Source organism: Limosilactobacillus reuteri, assembly GCF_013694365.1.
Classification (GTDB): Bacteria; Bacillota; Bacilli; order Lactobacillales; family Lactobacillaceae; genus Limosilactobacillus; species Limosilactobacillus reuteri_E.
On sequence record NZ_CP059275.1, the window covers coordinates 594,188 to 615,321 of the forward strand.

Genomic DNA, 21,134 nt, shown 5'->3' on the forward strand with positions numbered 1-21,134 from the left:
CAAGAATTAATGAAAGGGGTAGTTACAATGCGTGTTAAAGATACGTTAAACCTTGGCCGTACTAAATTTCCAATGCGCGGAAAGTTACCTGTAACTGAGGCACAACGGGAACAGCTATGGGAAGAAAATAAAGTTTATGAACTACGACAAAAACTAAATGAAGGAAAGCCTACTTTTGTTTTACATGATGGGCCTCCATATGCTAATGGTAATATTCACATTGGCCACGCTATGAACAAGATTTCTAAAGATTTTATTGTGCGCTATAAGTCAATGTCTGGCTACCGGGCACCTTATGTTCCTGGTTGGGATACTCACGGATTGCCAATTGAACACCAATTGACTAAGTCCGGTTACGACCGTAAGAAGATGAGCTTAACTGAATTCCGTGATCTTTGTCGGGAATATGCCCTTAAGCAAGTTGATAAGCAACGGACTGACTTTAAGCGGTTAGGTGTAAGTGGTGAATGGGATCATCCATACCTTACCCTTGATAAAGAATTTGAAGCTGCTCAAATTCGGGTATTCGGTGAATTTGCTAAGAAAGGTCTATTATACCAAGCTAAGAAGCCAGTTTACTGGTCATGGTCTTCAGAATCAGCCTTAGCAGAAGCCGAAGTTGAATATCATGATGTTGTTGCTAAAACAGCCTTCTTCGTAGAGCAAATTAAAGATGGCAAAGGCCGTTTAGATAATGATACATATTTAGTTGTATGGACGACAACACCATGGACTGTTCCTGCTTCTGAGGCAGTTGCGGTTAATCCAAAGTTTGATTACTCTGTTGTAAAGCCAGCAAATGATGACCGGAAATTTGTTGTTGCAACAGACCTGCTTGAGAAATTAGCAGAAAAACTTGGGTGGGAAGATTATGAAGTTGTTGATCATTTAATGGGTCAAGAACTTGAAGGGATGACTACTCAACATCCATACCTTGATCGTGATCTTCTTGTTGGTTTAGCAGATTATGTTACTGCTGATGCTGGTACTGGCCTTGTTCACACTGCTCCTGGATATGGGGATGATGATTACAACTTTGGTAAAAAGTATGACTTGCCAATTTTTGCCCCAATCAATGATCAAGGTGTTTTAACTAAGGAAAACGGTGAAGGCTTTGAAGGGGTATTCTACCAAGATGCTGATGATGTATCTCTTCAAAAGCTAGAAGAAAACAATGCTTTACTTCTTCAAGAGCCATTACAACACAGTTACCCATTTGATTGGCGGACAAAGCAACCAATCATCTTCCGGGCAACTGATCAATGGTTTGTATCAATTGAAAAGATGCGTCAAAGTATTTTGGACGCCTTAGAAGACGTTAAGTACCACCCAGAATGGGGAAAGGTTCGTCTTCGCAATATGATCAAAGACCGTGGTGATTGGGTAATTTCTCGTCAACGTGTTTGGGGTGTACCTCTACCAATCTTCTATGCTGAAGATGGCACACCAATCATGGAAGAAGAAACAATCAACCATGTAGCAGAATTATTTGCTAAGTATGGTTCTAATGTTTGGTTTGAACGTGAAGCAAAAGATCTTTTGCCAGAAGGATACACTAATGAACATTCTCCTAATGGTAAGTTCACTAAGGAAACTGACATTATGGACGTATGGTTTGATTCTGGTTCATCACACCAAGGGGTATTAGCTGAACGTGATTATTTAACATACCCAGCGGACCTTTACCTTGAAGGGTCTGACCAATACCGTGGTTGGTTTAACTCTAGTTTGATTACCAGTGTTGTATGTTCAGGACATGCGCCATATAAGGAAATCGTTTCTCAAGGGTTCACACTTGATAAGCGCGGTAACAAGATGAGTAAATCTCAAGGTAACGTTATCGATCCAAATAAGGTTGTTCAACAAATGGGTGCGGAAATTATCCGGTTATGGGTAATGAGTGCTGATACTTCAGCTGATGTTCGTGTATCGATGGGAACATTCCAACAGATTTCTGAAGCATATCGTAAGTTGAGAAATACGTTCCGCTTCTTACTTGCTAATACTAGTGACTTCAATCCTGAAGAAAATACCGTTTCTTATGAGAAGTTACAATCGGTAGACAAGTACATGTTGGTTAAACTTAACCACTTCTTAAAGACAATGCGGGAAGATTTTGATAATTATGATTTCCTTGATGCTTATAAGGCATTGATCAACTTTGTAAACAATGACCTTTCAGCTTTCTACATGAACACTGCCAAAGATGTGCTCTATATTGAGGCTGAAAATTCAGAAGTTCGGCGGTCAATGCAAACCGTCTTCTACGATATCCTTTTGACACTTGTTAAACTTCTTACGCCAATTCTCCCTCATACTACAGAAGAAGTATGGAGCTACATGAATGAACCAGAAGATTTTGTTCAATTAACTGAAATTCCAGATCCACGGACATTCGCTGGCGAAGAAGAGCTATTGAGCAAGTGGGATGACTTTATGGAAGTACGTTCACATGTTCTGAAGAGTCTTGAAGAGGCACGGAATGCTAAGCTAATCGGTAAATCACTTGAAGCTCAAGTTGATCTTTACTTAACCGATGATCAAAAGCAATTACTTGATAGTCTTAATGAAAACATTCAATTATTGCTAGGGGTTTCTGCTCTTCATGTCCATCCAGCTGATGAAGCGCCTGCTGATGCTGACCAATACAACGATGGGGTAGCAGTTAAGGTTACAACTGCTAATGGTGAAACTTGTGCTCGTTGTCGCATGGTTAAGGAAGATGTTGGCAGTGATCCAGCATATCCTGAATTATGTGCTCGCTGTGCTGCGATTGTTCGGGAAAATTTCCCTGAAACAGCAGAAGATGGTTTAGAAGAATAAATGAGTTTGACGGTTGATCAAATTAACAATAAGCAATTTAATACTAAGATGCGGGGTTATAATCCTAAAGAAGTTCAAGAATTTATTCAGGAAGTTTCACAAACGGTCCAACAATTAATAACTGAAAATAATAATTTACAAGAGCAAGTACGGGCTAACGATAGCAAGATTAAGTACTTTGCTGACTTGAAAGATTCTTTAAATAAGTCAATTTTAGTTGCTCAAGAGGCCGCTGATAAGGTTAAAAATAATGCTAAGCGTGAAGCAGATATTATGATTCGTGAAGCGCAAAAGCAAGCAACCGATATTGTTTCGGAAGCTAATGATAAGTCAAATCAAGTAATTGAAGACGCTGCTAATTCTACTAAGAAGTTAACAAGTGAAACTAATGATCTTCGTAAACAGACTCGGATCTTCCGTCAACGGCTTCAAGTCATGCTTGAATCTCAATTAGAAGTCATTAAGAGTAATGAATGGGACAAGCTTTTGGAAAATGATGACTTGAGTAAATATGACGAAATTGAAAAAATTTTAGGTAGTCGTCTTGACAGCAGTTCACCAACCAGTGTAGAATCAACTGCAACAACTGCTAGTGAAGAACAACCTGTTGAATCAGAACAGCCAGTTGCTTCTGCTGAACAAACAGAAGAAGAGAGTACACCTGTACAACCAACAGCTGTTAACGATGACAAAGGATCAGATGCACCTGAAACTGTTGTTGTCTTCCCTGATAATAACAAGTAATTGAGCGAAGATAATATTAAACAACATTTTCGTCCGGATGAAGCCACCCTTATTGACCAAGCAAATGACTGGGTAGCCACTGCAGAAGGTCAATATCGTCCTGTCCTCACTCCTTTTTTAAATCCACGTGAACGTTTTATTATCCAAACGATTGTTAATCGAAATAACAATGTTAAAATAACAATGTATGGTGGTTGGCAAGGCGCAGAAATGCAACGAGTTTTAATTTATCCGCCTTATTATGAACCCTCTATCGAAGACTTTGCTTTACAGGCTTTAGAGATAAACTATCCTGTTAAGTTTTCAGAACTTCACCATCGGCAAATTATGGGAACATTAATCGGTGAAGGGATGGAGCGGAATGCATTTGGTGATATTTTAACTGATGGAGCGCATTGGCAAGTGATCGTAACGAAACCAATGGCAGAGTATTTACGGAAAAACGTTGAGCACGTTGGCCAAATTAAGGTTAAATGGATTCCGATCGCAACAGAAGCAGTGGTAACACCTAAAGAGGAATGGGTACCGATAGTTACAACAGTTTCATCACTACGGTTAGATGTTGTGATAGCTGCAGGCTTTAATTATTCACGAAACCGGGCAAAGCAATTAATAGAGCATGGTCAAGTTCGATTAAACTGGGAAGAGATTGATCGTCCAGATTATCAAATTGTGGTTCATGATTTGATATCTGTGCGTCATGGTGGTCGCCTCAGAATCGATATGACCAATGGGAAAACAAAAAAAGACAAAGAAAGAATTACCATTTCAGTTGTAAATGCGTAAATGATCGCATTTTTATTATGGGCTCTTAATCAATTAGTTGATGCTTATATCTTAGTGATAGTTGTGTGGTGCATTATGTCATGGTTTCCAAATGCACGTAATTCACGACTCGGTGATGTTATCAATCGGTTGGTAGAACCTTATATGCATTGGTTTGATTTTATTCCTCCAATCGGGGGGATAAGTTTTGCGCCGATGATCGCTATCCTTGTACTATATTTTGTTCAGGCAGGATTAGCACAAATAGCAGCAATCATTTAAATGGCAGCAAATTTTTTAAAAAGCCTATTTGGTGAAGAAGACATTGATGAACAAGATGGTCTCTATGAAACGAGTGAACAAGTTTCAACGCCAGCAAACACAAGCAACAAAGTAGTTTCAATTAATAGCGGGCGTCTTAACAAAATGAGTCAGATTTCCTTATACGAACCCCGTCTTTATGCAGATGTAAAGCAGATCGCATCCCAATTATTAGAAGGACATGCGGTGATCGTTAATTTCACTCAAATGGATACAAATGTTGCAGCACGGTTAGTAGACTTCTTAAATGGCACCGTTTTTGCAATTGATGGTGAAATGAAACGGATCGGAAAGGAAATTTTCCTCTGCACCCCTAAAAACTATGAAATCTCAGGTAGTTTAACGAGTAATCTAAAAAATGATGGTGATAAATTTTAAATGGATAACGAAACGTTCGCTAACGACAACCAATTTGCGGAAGCGCAAATCAAAGTAATTGGTGTTGGTGGAGCTGGCGGTAATGCCGTCAACCGAATGATCACTGAAAAAGTACAAGGTGTTGACTTTATTGTTGCTAACACCGACCTACAAGCATTAAATAATTCTCAAGCAACAACTAAGATCCGCTTAGGACCTAAATTGACAAAGGGATTAGGTGCTGGTTCAAATCCAGAAGTAGGTGAAAAAGCTGCCCAAGAAAGTGAAGAACAAATTAAAAAGGCTCTTGAAGGCGCAGATATGGTCTTCATTACAGCCGGAATGGGTGGTGGAACTGGTACTGGAGCAGCCCCAGTTGTAGCTAAGCTTGCTAAGGATAGTGGAGCATTAACTGTTGGTGTTGTGACTCGTCCGTTCTCATTTGAAGGACCTCGTCGAGCACGCTATGCTGCAGAAGGACTTGAAAAGTTAAAGTCAAATGTTGATACTTTAATTATCGTTGCTAATAACCGTTTATTAGAGATGATTGATAAGAAGACGCCAATGATGGAAGCATTTAAAGAAGCCGATAATGTTCTTCGTCAAGGTGTACAAGGTATTTCAGACTTAATTGTTACCCCAGGTTACATCAACCTTGACTTTGCTGATATTAAGACATTGATGTCTAATCAAGGTTCTGCCTTAATGGGGGTTGGTGCTTCTACTGGTGAAAACCGTGCTACTGAAGCAACTAAGAAGGCTATTTCTTCTCCATTACTTGAAGTGTCAATTGATGGGGCTCAACATGTCTTGATGGATATTACTGGTGGTAAAGACTTATCAATGTTTGAAGCTCAAGAAGCATCAGATGTGATTAAACAAGCTGCTGGAACTAATGTTGATATTTCATTTGGTATGTCCTTAAATGAATCAATGGGCGATGAAGTTCGCGTTACTGTAATTGCCACTGGAATTGATAAGAAAAAGAAAATTCAACAACAAAAGCCAGCGGAAAAAGAAGCACCACGAGTAACTCGGTCTATTCCACAAGAAGAACAACCAAAGCAACGAGATCCTTTTGATGGTTGGAATGATCCAACAGCCGATACAAGTAACCAATCAAGAAATTCTGATAACGAATTTTCTCACGTTACTAAGCCAGAATTTAACGTATTTAACGATGATGCGGCTAATACGGATGACAATGATGATACTAACTTATCGACTCCACCGTTCTTCAAGAATCGTCGTAAGTAAATGAATAATTCAGAAGTATACGTTGGATTAGATATTGGAACCACCTCGATCAAGGCACTGGTGTGTGAAAGTGTTAAGGGTCAGTTGAAAGTTATTGGTGTTGGTGTAGAACGATCGGCAGGATTAAACCGAGGAGTTATTGTCGACATTGATAAAACCGCCCAGGCAATTTCGGCGGCGGTAGCACAGGCCGAGGAAAAGTCCAACGTAGAGATTCAAAGTGTTGTAGTTGGCTTACCGGCAAATTACTTACAAATGCAACGAGTACACGGTATGATTACGATTGCAACAAGAGGACAATCAAGAGAGATTGTTAACCAAGACGTAATTGACGTTGCTCGTGAAGCGTTGACGCAAAGTATTCCCCCCGAGCGGGAAATAATTGATTTAATTCCAACAGAATTTACTGTTGATGGCTTTTCTGGTATTAAGGACCCCCGTGGAATGGTTGGTGTCCGTTTAGAAATGAAGGCCACCTTGTATACAGGACCTAAGACCATTATTCATAATACAAAAAAGGCAGTTCAACAGGCAGGATATGACATTAAAGATTTTGTTATTACGCCGATCGCAACAGACTTTAACCTCCTTAATGACGGAGAGCAAGATTTTGGTACTGTTGTTATTGATTTAGGTGGTGGTCAAACAACGACCAGTATTATTCATGATCATCAATTAAAGTATACTTATGTTGATCCTGAGGGTGGGAAATACATTACTAAAGATATTTCTACGGTCATGAATACATCATTAAAAAACGCTGAACAACTTAAGCTAAATCATGGATATGCTATGGCATCCTTAGCCGATGAAGATGTTCAAGTTGACGTTGATGTTGTTGGTCAAAATGATCCTGTCCAATATTCAGAGCAGTATTTATCAGAAATAATTGAAGCACGAGTAAGGCAAATTTTTGATCGTATTCAGGATAAACTTAAGGCTATTCATGCCCCTGAATTACCGGGAGGAGTAGTCTTGATTGGTGGAGTGGCTGCTCTGCCAGGAGTTAAGGAACTTGCTGAACAGTACTTTACTGGTAATATTAAGGTGAATGTTCCAGAACAAATGGGCATTCGTCACCCTCGCTATGCGGTTAGTTTAGCTTTGGGGATGTATGAAAATCAGTTATCAGATATTGATCGATTAATTAAGCAAACTGTTCAACGAATTGATACGATTAAGAGTCCTCATGAAGAAAAAAGACAAGTTGTTAATCAGCCACATCAACAATGGACTGAAAAATCTGATAAATTACAACGTTCACAGCGAGAGGCACAGCAGCAACCAGTTACTGAAGAGCCAGCGCCAAAGAAGAAAAAGCAAAATGGCCTAAGTAATCGGTTTAAAAACATTTTTAATAATTTATTTGACTAAATGTTGGATGATAGATCTGCGATTGAGCATCATAAATATTCACAGCGGTTAACTGAATTAGAAAGGCGAAGTGCTGCTGCCCAACAGCGACAACAGAAAAAGAAGCCTCCAAAAATGCATGTTGGTAATAAGATTCGCGGGATTAAGATTAAGCGTTATGTTTCTAACGGCGAGCGAGTCTTAAAATTAGTTGTATTGTTCAGTGCTATTCTCCTCTTTATGCTTTATATTATTTCTCCCTTAAGCAAAATTACCACGCTTCATGTAACGGGTAATCATGACTTAACAAAAGAGCAAGTAGAAAAAAATGCAAATATTTATCCAGGACGGTTTATTTGGGGCGTTTATCTTGCTCGTCATCAACTCACTAAACAAGCTATTCGCAAAAATCCTCAAATAAAAGATTTAAGGATCAAGGTAACCGGTCCTCAGTCTCTGCAAATATCTGTAAAAGAAAATGCGCTTTTAGGAACAGCGGTGATGAATAATGATACATACGCTGTTTTAGCTGACGGCCAATTACAGCGAACAAAAAATGCTGATAATGGTATTGCTTATAAACGTTTTGATGGTCATAAAAAAGTTCTTGCTACAACGGCCGCTCAGTTAGGAAAGCTGAAACTGGCAATAAGAAATGGTATTTCAAGTGTGAGTTATCAACCCACTAAAGAGTATCCAGATCGCGTTATTATTTATATGCGTGATGGTAATACAGTTTATGGCGACTTAAATACTATCGGGGATAAAATGGGATATTACCCTGCAATTGCAGCAAGTATGAAAAATAAGGGAATTATAGATCTTCAAGTCGGAGCTTATTCTTATGACTATGGATCTAAGGATAAATGAATGCGGTTATTGGTATCAGGTGGTGGAACTGGTGGTCATATTTACCCAGCATTAGCATTAATCGAACGCTTAAAGCAGGTTGATCCAGATACTGAAGTGTTATATGTTGGAACAACCCGTGGCCTTGAAAATAAAATTGTACCGGATGCCGGAATTGAGCTTGAAACAATGCATATGCAGGGCTTTAAGCGTTCTCTTTCTCTTGAAAATTTTAAGACAATCTATCTTTTCTTAAGTTCTGTTCATCATGCTAAAAAAATTATTAATGAGTTTAAGCCTGACGTTGTTTTAGGTACAGGTGGATATGTAAGTGGAGCCGTCCTATATGCTGCCGCAAAGAAACATATCCCAACCGTAATTCATGAACAAAATAGTGTTGTTGGTGTAACAAACAAGTTTTTAAGTCGGTATGTTGATCAAATTGCAATTGCATTTGAAGCTGCACGCAGTCAGTTCCCTGCTGATAAAGTTACAATGGCAGGTAATCCTCGTGCTCAACAGGTAGCTGCTAAAAAAGATAGTGACTTTTCATGGACAAGTTATGACTTGAAAGATGATATTCCAACCTTAATGATTTTTGGGGGAAGTCAAGGAGCACCAAAAATTAATAAAACAGTTGTCGACGCTATTCCAGAATTCAATAAGCGTCCTTATCAGGTTATCTTTGCAACCGGTCAAAAACGGTATGATGATGTAAAAAAGCAACTTGCAGAAAATAATATTAGACCAGCTGATAATGTTAAAGTCGTTCCTTACATTAAAGACATGCCGGCTAAGATGCCTCGAGTGGCAGCTTTAGTATCGCGCGCAGGAGCAACCACTATTGCTGAGGTAACGGCACTCGGAGTTCCTACAATCTTAATTCCTAGTCCGTATGTTACCGCTAACCATCAAGTAAAGAATGCTCAAGCTTTAGTTAAGAATAACGCTGGCTTGATGATTACTGAAGATAAGTTAGATGCCCGGGCATTATTGACTCAAGCAGATAAGATTATGGAAGATGAAGAAGTGCGTAAAGAGATGGCGCATGCTGCTGAAAAGATGGGTCGGCCAGATGCCGCTGATAGACTAATTAAGATCTTACATAAGGCAATTGATGAACACGAAAAATAAATGAAAAAAATTGATGAATATCAAGGTAAAAAAGTTCTTGTAATGGGTTTCGGAATTAGTGGCATTAATGCGGCTCACTTATTGGTAAAACTTGGTGCCAATGTTACCGCTAATGATAAAGCAACTCCTAAAAATAATGATATTGTTGATGATTTAAAAGCTGATGGAATCAAGGTAATTACTGGTGATAATCCCATTTCATTAGCTAATGAAGGTTTCGATGTTGTAGTAAAAAATCCTGGAATTCCTTATGATAATCCATTAGTGGCTGCATTCGTTAAGCAGGGGACACCTATTATTACGGAAGCAGAACTAGGATGGCAAATTTTTGATGGTCACCTTGTAAGTGTAACTGGAAGTAATGGGAAGACTACCACAACGACTTTAACTCAACTAATGATTGCTGAAAATGCAAAATATCAAGTGAAATATGCAGGTAATATTGGAATTTCCTTTAGTAAAATTGCTGAGGATTTAGGGCCAGACGATACATTGGTCACGGAATTATCTAGTTTCCAATTATTAGGAGCACCAACAATTCATCCGCATATTGCAATTATTACTAACATTTTTTCTAATCATTTAGACTATCATAAGACACGAGAAAACTATATTAATGCAAAGCTTAATATTACCCGGAACCAAACCAAGGATGATTTCTTAGTTATTAACTGGGATCGTGATGAATGGCAAAAGATTGCTCAGCGTAGTCAAGCTACCATTGTGCCATTTTCTCGTCTCAATAAGAGTCATGAAGGATCTTATGTAGAAGATGGAATGATTTACTGGCGTGGACAAGAGGTTATGCCAACCAAAGATATTCGATTGATCGGTCCCCAAAATGTAGAAAATGCATTGGCAGCAATTGCAGCGGCAAAATTAAGCGGTGTTACAAATGATGCAATAAAGAAAGTTTTAACAACATTTAGTGGAGTCCGTCACCGCTTACAATATGTGATGGAATACCAAGAACGGCTTTTCTACAATGATTCAAAATCAACTGATATTGAAGCTACTGAAGTTGCCTTGCAAGGCTTTGATCGTCCAGTAGTTCTTTTGGCGGGTGGCCTTGATCGTGGTTATACCTTTGAACGGTTGGTTCCTTACTTTAAGAAGCATGTCAAGGCAATGATTGTTTTTGGTGAATGTAAAGATAAAATGAAGGATGCGGGGAATCAAGCAGGGGTTCCAGTAATTGAAAGTGAAAATGCAATTACTGCGGTACCAGAAGCATGGAAGCTGAGTGAACCAGGAGATGTCATTCTCCTCTCGCCTGCTAATGCTAGTTGGGACCAATTCCCGAGCTTTGAAGTTCGTGGTGATAAATTTATTGAAGCAGTTGAAAAATTAACAGGAAAGAAGGAACAATAAATGAATTTCTTAAGTGCAGTTTTGACTATTCTTAGTTCATTCTTAATTACGTTTTTATTGATGCCCTCGTTAATTAAATATTTTCGGGCTAAAAAAGAAGGTCAGCAAATTCGTAAGGAAGGCCCTACCTGGCATGCTAAAAAGGCTGGGACGCCAACAATGGGAGGATTATTGTTCATCTTCTCTGCAGTAGTAACAATTTTATGGGTTGCTGCTTGGCAAGGGTTAATTACGAATACGCTGTGGGCACTCCTCTTTGTCCTGGTTGTTTATGGCCTGATTGGGATGTGGGATGATAGTATTAAAATCTTCCACCATCAAAATGAAGGATTTAAACCATGGCAAAAGGCGCTATGTCAGGTATTAGCAGCAATGGTCTTTACAGTTATTTACCAACATGAAGGTTTTCAAATGGGCTTTGGAACAACTCAAATTGGTTGGCTTTACGGTTTGTTTATTATTTTTTGGATCGTCGGCTTTTCAAATGCTGTTAATTTAACCGATGGACTTGATGGCTTGGTAAGTGGTCTTTCCATTATTTCTTTTGCGGCTTATCTAATCATTGCTTTAGTAAATCTCAATCAACCAGGTTATCCTGAAATTGCTCTTTTCTGTTTAGCAATGATCGGAACTTTACTAGGTTTCTTCCCTTATAATCATAAGCCCGCTAAGATTTTCATGGGTGATATGGGATCTTTAGCAATTGGGGCATCCTTAGCCGCTGTTTCATTGTTATTACATCATGAATGGTCCTTATTAGTAATTGGAATTGTTTATGTTTGTGAAACTGCTAGTGTCATTCTTCAAGTGGCTTCATTCAAAACAACCGGTAAACGAATTTTTAAGATGACCCCAATCCACCACCATTTTGAAATGAGCGGATGGAGTGAATGGAAAATTGATATTGTGTTTTGGCTTGTAGGGTTAGTTGCTGCAATTATTGCCGCTACAACAATCTTATTAGTAGGTTAGATGAATAAGAAGCCACAACGAACGAAAAATAGGGGACATAGAGAAAACCGAGGGACCTTTGGCAAATGGCTCTTTCTAATCACGGTTGGATTGTTTACCTTATTTATCGTTCGTTTTGCGTATATCGCAATAAATAAGGATGTTCAACATGTTAACTTACGGTCACAAGCGGAACAAATTTATACCCAGCAGCGAATTATTCAAGCGCGACGGGGTGATATTTATGATTCAGAAGGGAATCCCTTGGCAACTGATACAAGTAAATATACCCTCTATGCGGTTTTGGATCGAACCCAAAAGTCTTCTGATGGTAAACCGTTATATGTAAAAGATCGAAAAAAAACTGCCAAGGTATTATCACAGTATATTGACCTGACACCAAAGCAAATTGAAAAGATTCTTAAACCAAAAGGGCAAGCCTACCAAGTTGAATTTGGAAATGCTGGAAGCAACCTTTCTGTTTCAACAATGCAGAAGATCAAGAACCGGCACTTGCCAGGAATTAATTTTATTGCGACTCCAGCACGTCAATATCCAGAAGGCGAATTTGCTTCTCAAATAATTGGGATGGCAACTCCTAAAGTTAAAAATGATAATGGAACTGAAGAGACCAACTTAGTGGGACAATTGGGCTTAGAAGGCTACTTTAATAAACAACTGACAGGAATAAACGGGTTGAGAAAAGATAAACAGGACGTCTATGGATACCAAATTGCTAATTCTAAGCAGGTAACTAAAAAAGCCGTCAATGGAGATAATATCTACACTACCCTTGATTCACAAACCCAACATTTTCTCGAAAATAAAGTTAATAAAGTTTATAAAAGTTCTAACGCCAATGCAATGACTGCAGTTGTAATGGAAGCTAAAACAGGTAAAATTATTGCCGCTACGCAACGGCCAACTCTTCATGCAGAAAATAATCCTGTTTGGCGGAATATGTTAGTTCAAGATGCTTATGAACCAGGTTCGGTAATGAAAATTTTGTCATTAGCTGCTGCTATTGATACCGGACATTTTAATCCTAATGCGACCTTTAATTCGGGAACATGGGCTATGGGTGGCGGAAAAATCACTGATTGGTCAAGTTCTGGTTGGGGAACAATTTCCTATAAAGATGCTTTTGATATGTCTAGTAATGTTGGGTTTGCTCATGTAGAGCAGGACATGGGAGCAGAGACATGGATGAAGTACATTAAACGATTTGGCCTGTTAAAAAAAGTTAATGTTATCGGAATGAGTAACGAGGTTAATGGTTATACTTCATTCAAAGGGATTCTTGCTCAGGCAAATACCGCTTTTGGACAGGGAATTACTGTAAATGTCATGCAGATGATGCAAGCGTTCAGTGCTATTGGCAATAATGGTAAAATGATGAAGCCTTACATTGTTAGCAAAGTTGTAGATGGTAATAGCGGAAAGACGATTCAAAAGGTTAAGCCTAAAGTTGTTGGACACCCAATAAAAGCATCGACAGCGAAAAAGGTCCTTGGTTACATGCAAGGCGTTGTTTATGATCAAAAGGGCCTTGGCCATGATTACCAAATTAAGGGTTACCGAATTGCTGGAAAGACCACAACTGCACAAATTGGTGGTGCTCATGGTTATTCAACTGGTGATACAAACTACCTTTACTCCTTTGCAGGGATGGCACCAGCTAAAAATCCAAAGTATATTATGTATGTCACCCTTCGCCAACCGCAAAACCTTAAAAAAACAGCAACCAAACAAATTGCCAGCGTCTTTAATCCGACAATGAAAATGTTGTTGAGCCAACAAAAAGTTGCAGAAAAGGTCAAGAAAAAGGTTATTACAATGCCTAATGTTGTTGGTCAAGCAAGCGATGAAGCTAATAAAGAATTATCAGGTAAAGGAATGCAGGTAATTGTTGTAGGTTCTGGCAAGAAAGTTAAACAACAATCAGCAGTTCCAGACGAACAAGTGTTAACAGATCAACATGTTATTCTTGATACTGGTGGCGAGTATAAAATGCCAGATATTTCTGGATGGAGTTCTGCGGATGTTCAACAATTAGCTAAGGTCCTTAAGCTAAAAGTAAAAGAAAATGGAAACGGCTATGTTACTCAGCAAAGTATTTTACCTGATACAACTATTAAGCGTGGAACAACTTTAACCGTTCAATATGAAGCTAAAAACTAGATGGTTTCAAATGCGGCAAGGCAACTGGCGGGAGAGCAACAACCGCAGCAAGCGCCAAGAAAAAAGACTTATCAACAACTAAAAATTTCTCCAAGTCCGGTTAGATGGTCAAAATTTGAAAGATCTTTAGTAGCAGTAGGTAGCTTAATTACGCTATTCTTAATGATTAGCTTACTTTCTACAAAAATTAGTATTAATAATCAGCAACGGCGCTTACAGGATACCCAAACTCAAATTACTAAGGCAAAAAGTAGTAATACAAGTTTGCAGCAAGAAATCGCTGAATTGACGACTCAATCGCATTTGAAATCAGCAGCACATAAATATGGATTATCAGATAAAAATTCAAATGTAAGGAACGTTAATAAATAAATGGCAGAATTTAAACATGTAACGGTACTTTTAAAGGAGGCCGTAGCAGGATTAAATGTGCAACCAACAGGTACCTACGTTGATGCAACATTAGGTGGTGGTGGTCATACGCAAGCTATTTTACAACAGCTCGTCGATGGCCACCTATATTCATTTGATCAAGATCAGACGGCAATTAATTACAATAAAGAACAGTTAAAAACAGCAATAGAGCAACAAAAATTAACATTAATTGAAGATAATTTCCGCAACTTAAAAGCGGAATTGGATAGCTATAATGTAAAACATGTTAATGGAATTTTATATGATTTAGGTGTTTCATCTCCACAGTTCGATGATGCTAAAAGAGGTTTTAGCTATCAGCATGACGCCCCCTTAGACATGCGGATGAATCAGGAACAAAAATTGTCGGCAATGGAAGTTGTTAACGAATGGTCATATGAACGGCTCGTTAAGATTCTTTACCGATATGGAGAAGAAAAATTTGCCAAGTCAATTGCTAGAAAGATTGAACAACGCCGAAAGATAGCACCAATAAAGACGACATTTGAATTAGTTGATGTGATTAAAGAGGGAATTCCAGCAGCAGCTCGCCGTCATGGTGGTCATCCAGCGAAAAAGAGTTTTCAAGCTATTCGGATAGCAGTTAACGACGAATTAGGTGCTTTAGAGGAATCGTTAGAGCAAGCATTAGACTTGTTGGATGTTGGAGGACGAATAAGTGTTATTACCTTCCAATCCCTAGAAGATCGGTTAGTAAAGACAATGTTTCGTGAAAAGACTTCATTAAGTGGGGATGTACCGCAGGGATTACCAGTAATACCAGCGGGAATGGAACCAAACTTCAAATTAATTAATAAAAAGCCGATTGTAGCTAGTGAGGAAGAATTAGCGGCAAATCATCGTGCGCATAGTGCCAAGTTGAGGATAATCGAGAAAATTAGAGAAGGAAAGTGAGTGTTAATGGGAGAATTTACACACACTATTGATTCCAAAGGCCGATTAATTATTCCTGCCAAATTTCGAGAACAATTGGGGGCACACTTCATTGTTACTCGGGGGTTAGATGGATGTTTGTTTGGATATCCATTAAATGAATGGGCGATTTTAGAGCAAAAGCTAAAGGCGCTCCCATTAACAAAGCGTGATGCACGTGCATTTGTACGTTTTTTATATTCCGCTGCGACAGATTGCGAAATTGATAAACAAGGACGGATTAATATTCCGATAACATTACGAACTCATGCCTCACTTGAAAAGAAATGTGTAATCGTTGGTGTGTCTAATCGCTTAGAAATCTGGAGCGCTGAACGGTGGAATAAATTTACAAGCGAAACAGCTGATAATTTTGATGAGATTGCTGAAGATCTTAATATTGATTTTTAAATGGTTAGTATTCAAGTTATAATTTTAGAGATTATTTTATTATTAGTGATTGGGATAGTAGAACGATTATTAGTACGAATATTTCATCATCCTAAAAAAATAAAGCATTTATGGTGGGGATGGACAATTATTTTATGGATTCTGATAATCTTTAATATTGGATTCTATTGGCCAGCTTATCCTATTGCCTTATGGATGATTCTAGCTCTGCTATTAATTGCTTTACAAATTATTCACAATCATGAATTCATTTATCGCCGTTACTGGCCAGTATTTTGGCGGTATTCGGCATATTATGCTTTAATTATATATATTGGTAGCTTAATTATTTCACCATGGTTACCGTTGATATAAATGCAGCGAAAAAAGAAAACTCGTTTCCAAAAAATTACCATGGTTGCTATTTGGCTCATGTTAATTGCAATGCTTGGTTCTTTAATCTTTGGAGCAGTTGCATCCTTAAACTTAATTTAGATGGCGAGAAGAAAAAAGGCATCATCCCGCCGGACAAGAGGGAAAAAACAACAGTATCGATTAATGGATAATCTATTAGGAATAATTGTTTGCCTCTTAATGTTAGTTGGCTTATTTAATTTAGGAGCATTAGGAACCTTTCTCGATAACTGTTTTAAGATTTTTGTAGGGTCATCCTTTCCAATTGCAATGATTATTGTTTTTCTTTATGGATTATGTTTTGCATTGTATGGGCATCGTCCGCATTTCAAAAAACGTTGGATTGCAGGAACTATTATTGCCTATATTGGTTTATTAATGTGGCTTCAGACAGTAATGTTTCAGCGCCTGAATCTTCATGCAAAGGTAATCAAAACTACTTGGAATAGTCTTAGTAAGGTCATTTTTAACGGTGATTCAACTGTTCCGGTTGGTGGAGGGATGATTGGTGCTTACCTATATAATGGAAGTAATATTTTAATTTCAGAAGTTGGAACAGCGGTATTGTCATGGTTGTTAATGATTATCGGAATTATTGTCTTTTTTGCATTACCATGGCGCGAATTTCTAGTAAAATGTGGGATTGGCATTAAAAAATCTGGAGCAGCCATGGCTAATGCTCACGATCAATTAATGAAAAAGAGAACGGAGAGAGCAACCAAGACAACTACGGTACCATCGATTAGCGTGCCCCTTGCTAAAGCATCAAGGCAGGTTAAAGATTTTTTTGCTGACCAAGAATCAGCAGAGCCAACGTCAACGCCGCCAGTTTCTCCAGCGATGCCTGCTCAAGATCCTGTTGAACCAACTATTAGGGTCGCAGGTGAAAGTCAGGTGGAAGAAACTCAGAGTGGACGTAAGGATGATCAGGACTCGAACCAACGTGATGATGCGGAAATTAAACTTGCAGGAATTGACGCTAAAGAAGACAATGATTATCAATTGCCGCCAGTCAGCCTGCTAAGTCAAGTAAAAGCAACAGATCAGCAGGAAGATTTGAATAATATCAAAAAGAACACCAAAACGCTCCAACAAACTCTAAAATCTTTTGGTGTGGATGCAACAGTTGAAAATGTTAATTTAGGTCCTTCCGTTACCAAATATGAGTTACGCCCAGCAGTAGGAGTAAAGGTTAGTCGAATAACCCATTTGGCTGATGATTTGGCACTTGCACTTGCGGCTAAAGATATCCGGATTGAAGCGCCGATCCCAGGGAAATCATTAATTGGGATTGAAGTTCCGAACCAGCAAATTGCAACAGTTGGTTTTCGCGATATGGTCGAAAATGCTCCTAGTAATGATAATCCCATGGAAGTTCCGCTTGGTCGCAGTGTCACTGGGGATATCAAAATGGCTGATCTAACTAAGATGCCACACCTTCTTATCGCTGGGGCAACTGGTAGTGGTAAGTCTGTTGCAATCAATGTTATCATTACAAGCATTTTATTAAAGGCTAAACCGCATCAGGTAAAGATGTTAATGATTGACCCTAAAAAAGTCGAATTGAGTGTTTATAATGGTATTCCCCATCTACTCAGTCCGGTAGTTTCTGAACCCAAAAAAGCAGCTCGGGCATTAGGAAAAGTTGTTGCAGAAATGGAGCGTCGTTATGAATTGTTTGCAAAATTCGGTGTTCGTAACTTGGATGGATATAATAAGTTGGTCAAACAACAAAATGATGACCATCCTGATGAAGTTCAAGCTAACCTACCATTAATTTTAGTTATTGTTGATGAATTAGCCGACTTAATGATGACTGTTTCTCATGATGTTGAAGATGCAATTGTCCGGATTGCACAAATGGGGCGGGCTGCTGGTATTCATATGATTTTGGCAACTCAGCGTCCTTCTGTCGATGTTATTACAGGGCTTATTAAGGCTAACGTTCCTTCTCGAATTGCCTTTGCGGTTTCTAGCGGGGTTGATTCGCGAACTATTATCGATACTAATGGGGCAGAAAAGCTCCTTGGTCGAGGTGATATGTTATTTGAACCAATTGATCAAAATAAGCCAATCCGGATTCAAGGTGCATTTATTTCTGATCATGATGTTGAATCAGTAGTAGACTTTATAAAAAACGAGCGAGCAGCTGAGTATGACGATAATATGGTTGTAACTGACAGTGAAATTGAGCAAGAAGAGCAAACTGAAGAGGAAGATGAATTATTCCCCGAAGCATTAGATTTTGTGGTTGATCAACAAAAAGCATCAACTTCGCTAATTCAGCGGCGATTTAGAATTGGTTATAATCGTGCAGCAAGAATTATTGATGATATGGAACAGCGCGGTTTTATCGGACCAGCTAATGGCTCAAAACCACGGGAAGTTTATAAGCAAAAAAGTGAGGAATAAATGACAAACCATATTGTCTTGTTTGAACCATTGTTTCCAGCAAATACAGGAAATATTGCACGAACTTGTGCGGGAACAAATACTGAATTACATTTAATTAAGCCATTAGGATTTTCAACTGATGATAAGCATATGAAACGGGCTGGATTAGACTACTGGGATAAAGTAAAGATCACGTATCATGAGGATTTACCTTCATTTATGAAGACTATTCCTGATATTAACCGTTTATATATTGTTTCTAAGTTTGCCACTCATGATTATAGTGATGTTGATTATACGGGTGAAGGAGATCATTATTTCCTATTTGGAAAAGAAACAACTGGCTTGCCCGAACGTTTTATGCAAAAATATCCAGAAAATGCTATCCGGATTCCACAAAATGATAATAATATTCGGGCCCTGAATTTATCGAATAGTGCAGCGATTGTTATTTATGAGGTATTGCGGCAACAGAGTTTTCCTAATTTAGCCCGAGTTCATAAATATGAATTCGATAAATTAAAGTAATTGAAAAAAGTTGAACGTCAACGAGAAATGGTAAAAAATAATCTTGCCCTTTTTCAATGCCCTGTTTGTGAACAGCCAATGGAGAGAGTTGAAGGAAATAGTATTATTTGCGGAAATAACCACCGATTTGACTTTAATCGGCATGGTTATCTTCACTTTCTTAATGGAGCGGCTAATACTGAATATGATTGCTCAATGTTTGAATCTCGTCGTCAGCTATTAAATGCAGGACTATTTAAGCCAATTATTGAAAATATCAGTAAATTCTTACCTTCAAAATCTTTAAGGATCTTAGATGTAGGAACTGGGGAAGGAACACCATTATTACAATTAGAAACAATCCGTGCTAACTGTAATGATACGATGATTGGCTTTGATATTTCGAAACCAGGGATAACGCTTGCTACTCAGTTATCGTTAAAGGCATTTTTTTGTGTAGCTGATTTACGTAAATTACCTTTTAATGATGAGAGTTTTGATTGTATATTAGAGTTGTTTTCTCCATCTGATTATCAAGAGTTTAAACGGGTTCTAACAAAAGATGGGACCCTTATTAAGGTAATTCCTAACGCTAACTACTTAGTCGAATTACGTCACCTCTTATATAAAACAGGAGAACGCAATTACCACTATGATAATTCACGAGTAATCGAGTTATTTAAACGACATTATCCGCATAGTAAAGTTGAAACGGTAACCTACCAATTTAGAATCCCAGACGGCTTACAACAATCAATGTTAGAAATGACACCTTTACACTGGGGAGCAAACGCTAAAAGATTATCTAAAGAAGAATTAACTCAATTGAAAACAATTACGGTGGATGTAAGCTTATTAATTGCGAAAAAAGCTAATTAATTGATTGAACAATTTCTAATTGGAACTTATACTAAAAAAACAAGTAAAGGGATCTACAAAGTTACCCTCGATACTGACCAAGAAAAAATAACGAACGTTGAATTAGCAATTCCATCTCAAAAACCAGCTTACTTACAAGTTGGTCAAGATGGTCGTATTTACGCAATCAAACAAGTAGATGACAAGGGGGGCGTTGCTTCTTACTCATTAAATGACGATAACGCTAAGATGCTAAGCGATATCTTAGCTGCCGGTGCTCCTCCTGCATATGTAGGCATTGATAACAAACGGCATTTATTATTCAGTGCTAATTATCATACAGCAAAAATAGATGTTTTTAAGATCAACGAAGATGGAACGTTGACACAAACTGATTCTGTCCTTCATGAAGGAGCAACTGGTCCTGAACCTGAGCAAGAGGCTCCACATGTTCATTATGCCGATCTAACTCCTGATAATCGTCTAGTTGTATGTGACTTAGGAATGGATCTTGTTGTGGTTTACGATGTCTCTGATGATGGTAAATTAACTGCTGTTTCTCGCTATAAGTGTGAAGATGGCTTTGGTACCCGTCATATAGTTTTCCATCCAAATGGCAATTATGCTTATCTTTTGGGTGAACTAAGCAGTAAACTAGAAGTACTCAAGTATAATAGTAAGGATGCATCATTTAAGCACCTTCAAACGCTCAAAACAATTCCTGAAGACTGGACAGCTCACAATGGAGCAGCTGCTATCCGGATTTCAAATGATGGGAAATTTGTCTATACATCAAATCGTGGTGAAAACACTATTGCCGTCTTTGAAGTTCAACCAGATTTTACCGTTAAACATATTCAATCAATTTCAACTGAAGGAGATTTCCCACGTGATTTCAATCTAAATCAAGATGAAAATTATCTTTTAGCTTCAAATCAGAACTCTGATAACCTTACTCTTTATAAACGAAACCCATCAACTGGTAAGTTAACTCTCCTTCAAAAAGATGTTAGTTGTCCAGAACCAGTGTGTGTAATGAAGTGGAAATAAATGGCATGTACCGGAGCATGTTTACTTATTGCAGAACAAAATGAAATTATCACTCCTGTTTTCAAAAA

At 38.3% G+C, this 21,134-nt stretch carries 21 protein-coding genes; all 21 read left to right on the plus strand.

Going from position 1 to position 21,134, the window contains the following annotated elements:
• Positions 1-27 precede the first annotated feature (27 nt).
• From ileS to HHK02_RS03555, 21 genes are read left to right on the plus strand one after another with little or no spacing between them, the layout of a single operon-like run.
• On the plus strand, positions 28-2,823 hold the full coding sequence (ileS, locus tag HHK02_RS03455; protein WP_085678360.1) for an isoleucine--tRNA ligase: 2,796 nt from the start codon (positions 28-30) through the stop codon (positions 2,821-2,823).
• Positions 2,824-3,567 carry a DivIVA domain-containing protein gene (locus HHK02_RS03460; RefSeq protein WP_102817050.1) on the plus strand — a complete coding sequence of 248 codons (744 nt, stop codon included), beginning with the start codon at positions 2,824-2,826 and terminating at the stop codon, positions 3,565-3,567.
• Positions 3,568-4,353, plus strand: a complete 786-nt coding sequence (locus tag HHK02_RS03465; RefSeq protein WP_085678134.1) for a YlmH family RNA-binding protein — start codon at positions 3,568-3,570, stop codon at positions 4,351-4,353.
• Positions 4,354-4,614 carry a YggT family protein gene (locus HHK02_RS03470; protein WP_085649541.1) on the plus strand — a complete coding sequence of 87 codons (261 nt, stop codon included), beginning with the start codon at positions 4,354-4,356 and terminating at the stop codon, positions 4,612-4,614.
• Positions 4,615-5,031: a cell division protein SepF gene (locus HHK02_RS03475; protein WP_085678131.1), complete on the plus strand. Its 417-nt coding sequence runs from the start codon at positions 4,615-4,617 to the stop codon at positions 5,029-5,031.
• A complete protein-coding gene (ftsZ, locus tag HHK02_RS03480; RefSeq protein WP_085678128.1) occupies positions 5,032-6,267 on the plus strand; it encodes a cell division protein FtsZ in 1,236 nt (411 codons plus the stop codon).
• Complete coding sequence (gene ftsA, locus HHK02_RS03485; RefSeq protein WP_085678125.1) at positions 6,268-7,641, plus strand: cell division protein FtsA; 1,374 nt, start codon at positions 6,268-6,270, stop codon at positions 7,639-7,641.
• The gene (locus tag HHK02_RS03490; RefSeq protein ID WP_078009599.1) at positions 7,642-8,490 is read left to right on the plus strand and encodes a cell division protein FtsQ/DivIB; all 849 of its coding nucleotides are present in this window, start codon (positions 7,642-7,644) and stop codon (positions 8,488-8,490) included.
• Complete coding sequence (murG, locus tag HHK02_RS03495) at positions 8,491-9,603, plus strand: undecaprenyldiphospho-muramoylpentapeptide beta-N-acetylglucosaminyltransferase (RefSeq protein ID WP_003671802.1); 1,113 nt, start codon at positions 8,491-8,493, stop codon at positions 9,601-9,603. It begins immediately after the preceding gene.
• Positions 9,604-10,974 carry a UDP-N-acetylmuramoyl-L-alanine--D-glutamate ligase gene (gene murD / locus HHK02_RS03500; protein WP_003671804.1) on the plus strand — a complete coding sequence of 457 codons (1,371 nt, stop codon included), beginning with the start codon at positions 9,604-9,606 and terminating at the stop codon, positions 10,972-10,974.
• Positions 10,975-11,946, plus strand: coding sequence for a phospho-N-acetylmuramoyl-pentapeptide-transferase (gene mraY, locus HHK02_RS03505; protein WP_003671806.1), 972 nt, complete (start codon positions 10,975-10,977; stop codon positions 11,944-11,946).
• Positions 11,947-14,106: a penicillin-binding protein gene (locus HHK02_RS03510; protein ID WP_181462770.1), complete on the plus strand. Its 2,160-nt coding sequence runs from the start codon at positions 11,947-11,949 to the stop codon at positions 14,104-14,106.
• Positions 14,107-14,478: a cell division protein FtsL gene (ftsL, locus tag HHK02_RS03515; RefSeq protein ID WP_181462771.1), complete on the plus strand. Its 372-nt coding sequence runs from the start codon at positions 14,107-14,109 to the stop codon at positions 14,476-14,478.
• Entirely contained in the window at positions 14,479-15,435 is a 957-nt protein-coding gene (rsmH, locus tag HHK02_RS03520; RefSeq protein ID WP_003671812.1) for a 16S rRNA (cytosine(1402)-N(4))-methyltransferase RsmH, read from the plus strand.
• Positions 15,436-15,864, plus strand: coding sequence for a division/cell wall cluster transcriptional repressor MraZ (gene mraZ, locus HHK02_RS03525; protein WP_003666752.1), 429 nt, complete (start codon positions 15,436-15,438; stop codon positions 15,862-15,864). It abuts the gene before it with no gap.
• A complete protein-coding gene (locus tag HHK02_RS03530; RefSeq protein ID WP_003671814.1) occupies positions 15,865-16,218 on the plus strand; it encodes a hypothetical protein in 354 nt (117 codons plus the stop codon).
• Entirely contained in the window at positions 16,219-16,338 is a 120-nt protein-coding gene (locus HHK02_RS03535) for a DUF4044 domain-containing protein (protein WP_003666746.1), read from the plus strand.
• The gene (locus HHK02_RS03540) at positions 16,339-18,669 is read left to right on the plus strand and encodes a DNA translocase FtsK (RefSeq protein WP_181462772.1); all 2,331 of its coding nucleotides are present in this window, start codon (positions 16,339-16,341) and stop codon (positions 18,667-18,669) included.
• Complete coding sequence (locus tag HHK02_RS03545; protein WP_003671819.1) at positions 18,670-19,179, plus strand: tRNA (cytidine(34)-2'-O)-methyltransferase; 510 nt, start codon at positions 18,670-18,672, stop codon at positions 19,177-19,179.
• Positions 19,180-20,037, plus strand: a complete 858-nt coding sequence (locus tag HHK02_RS03550; protein WP_181462773.1) for a methyltransferase domain-containing protein — start codon at positions 19,180-19,182, stop codon at positions 20,035-20,037.
• On the plus strand, positions 20,038-21,066 hold the full coding sequence (locus HHK02_RS03555; protein WP_181462774.1) for a lactonase family protein: 1,029 nt from the start codon (positions 20,038-20,040) through the stop codon (positions 21,064-21,066). It abuts the gene before it with no gap.
• The last annotated feature ends 68 nt before the right edge of the window (positions 21,067-21,134 follow it).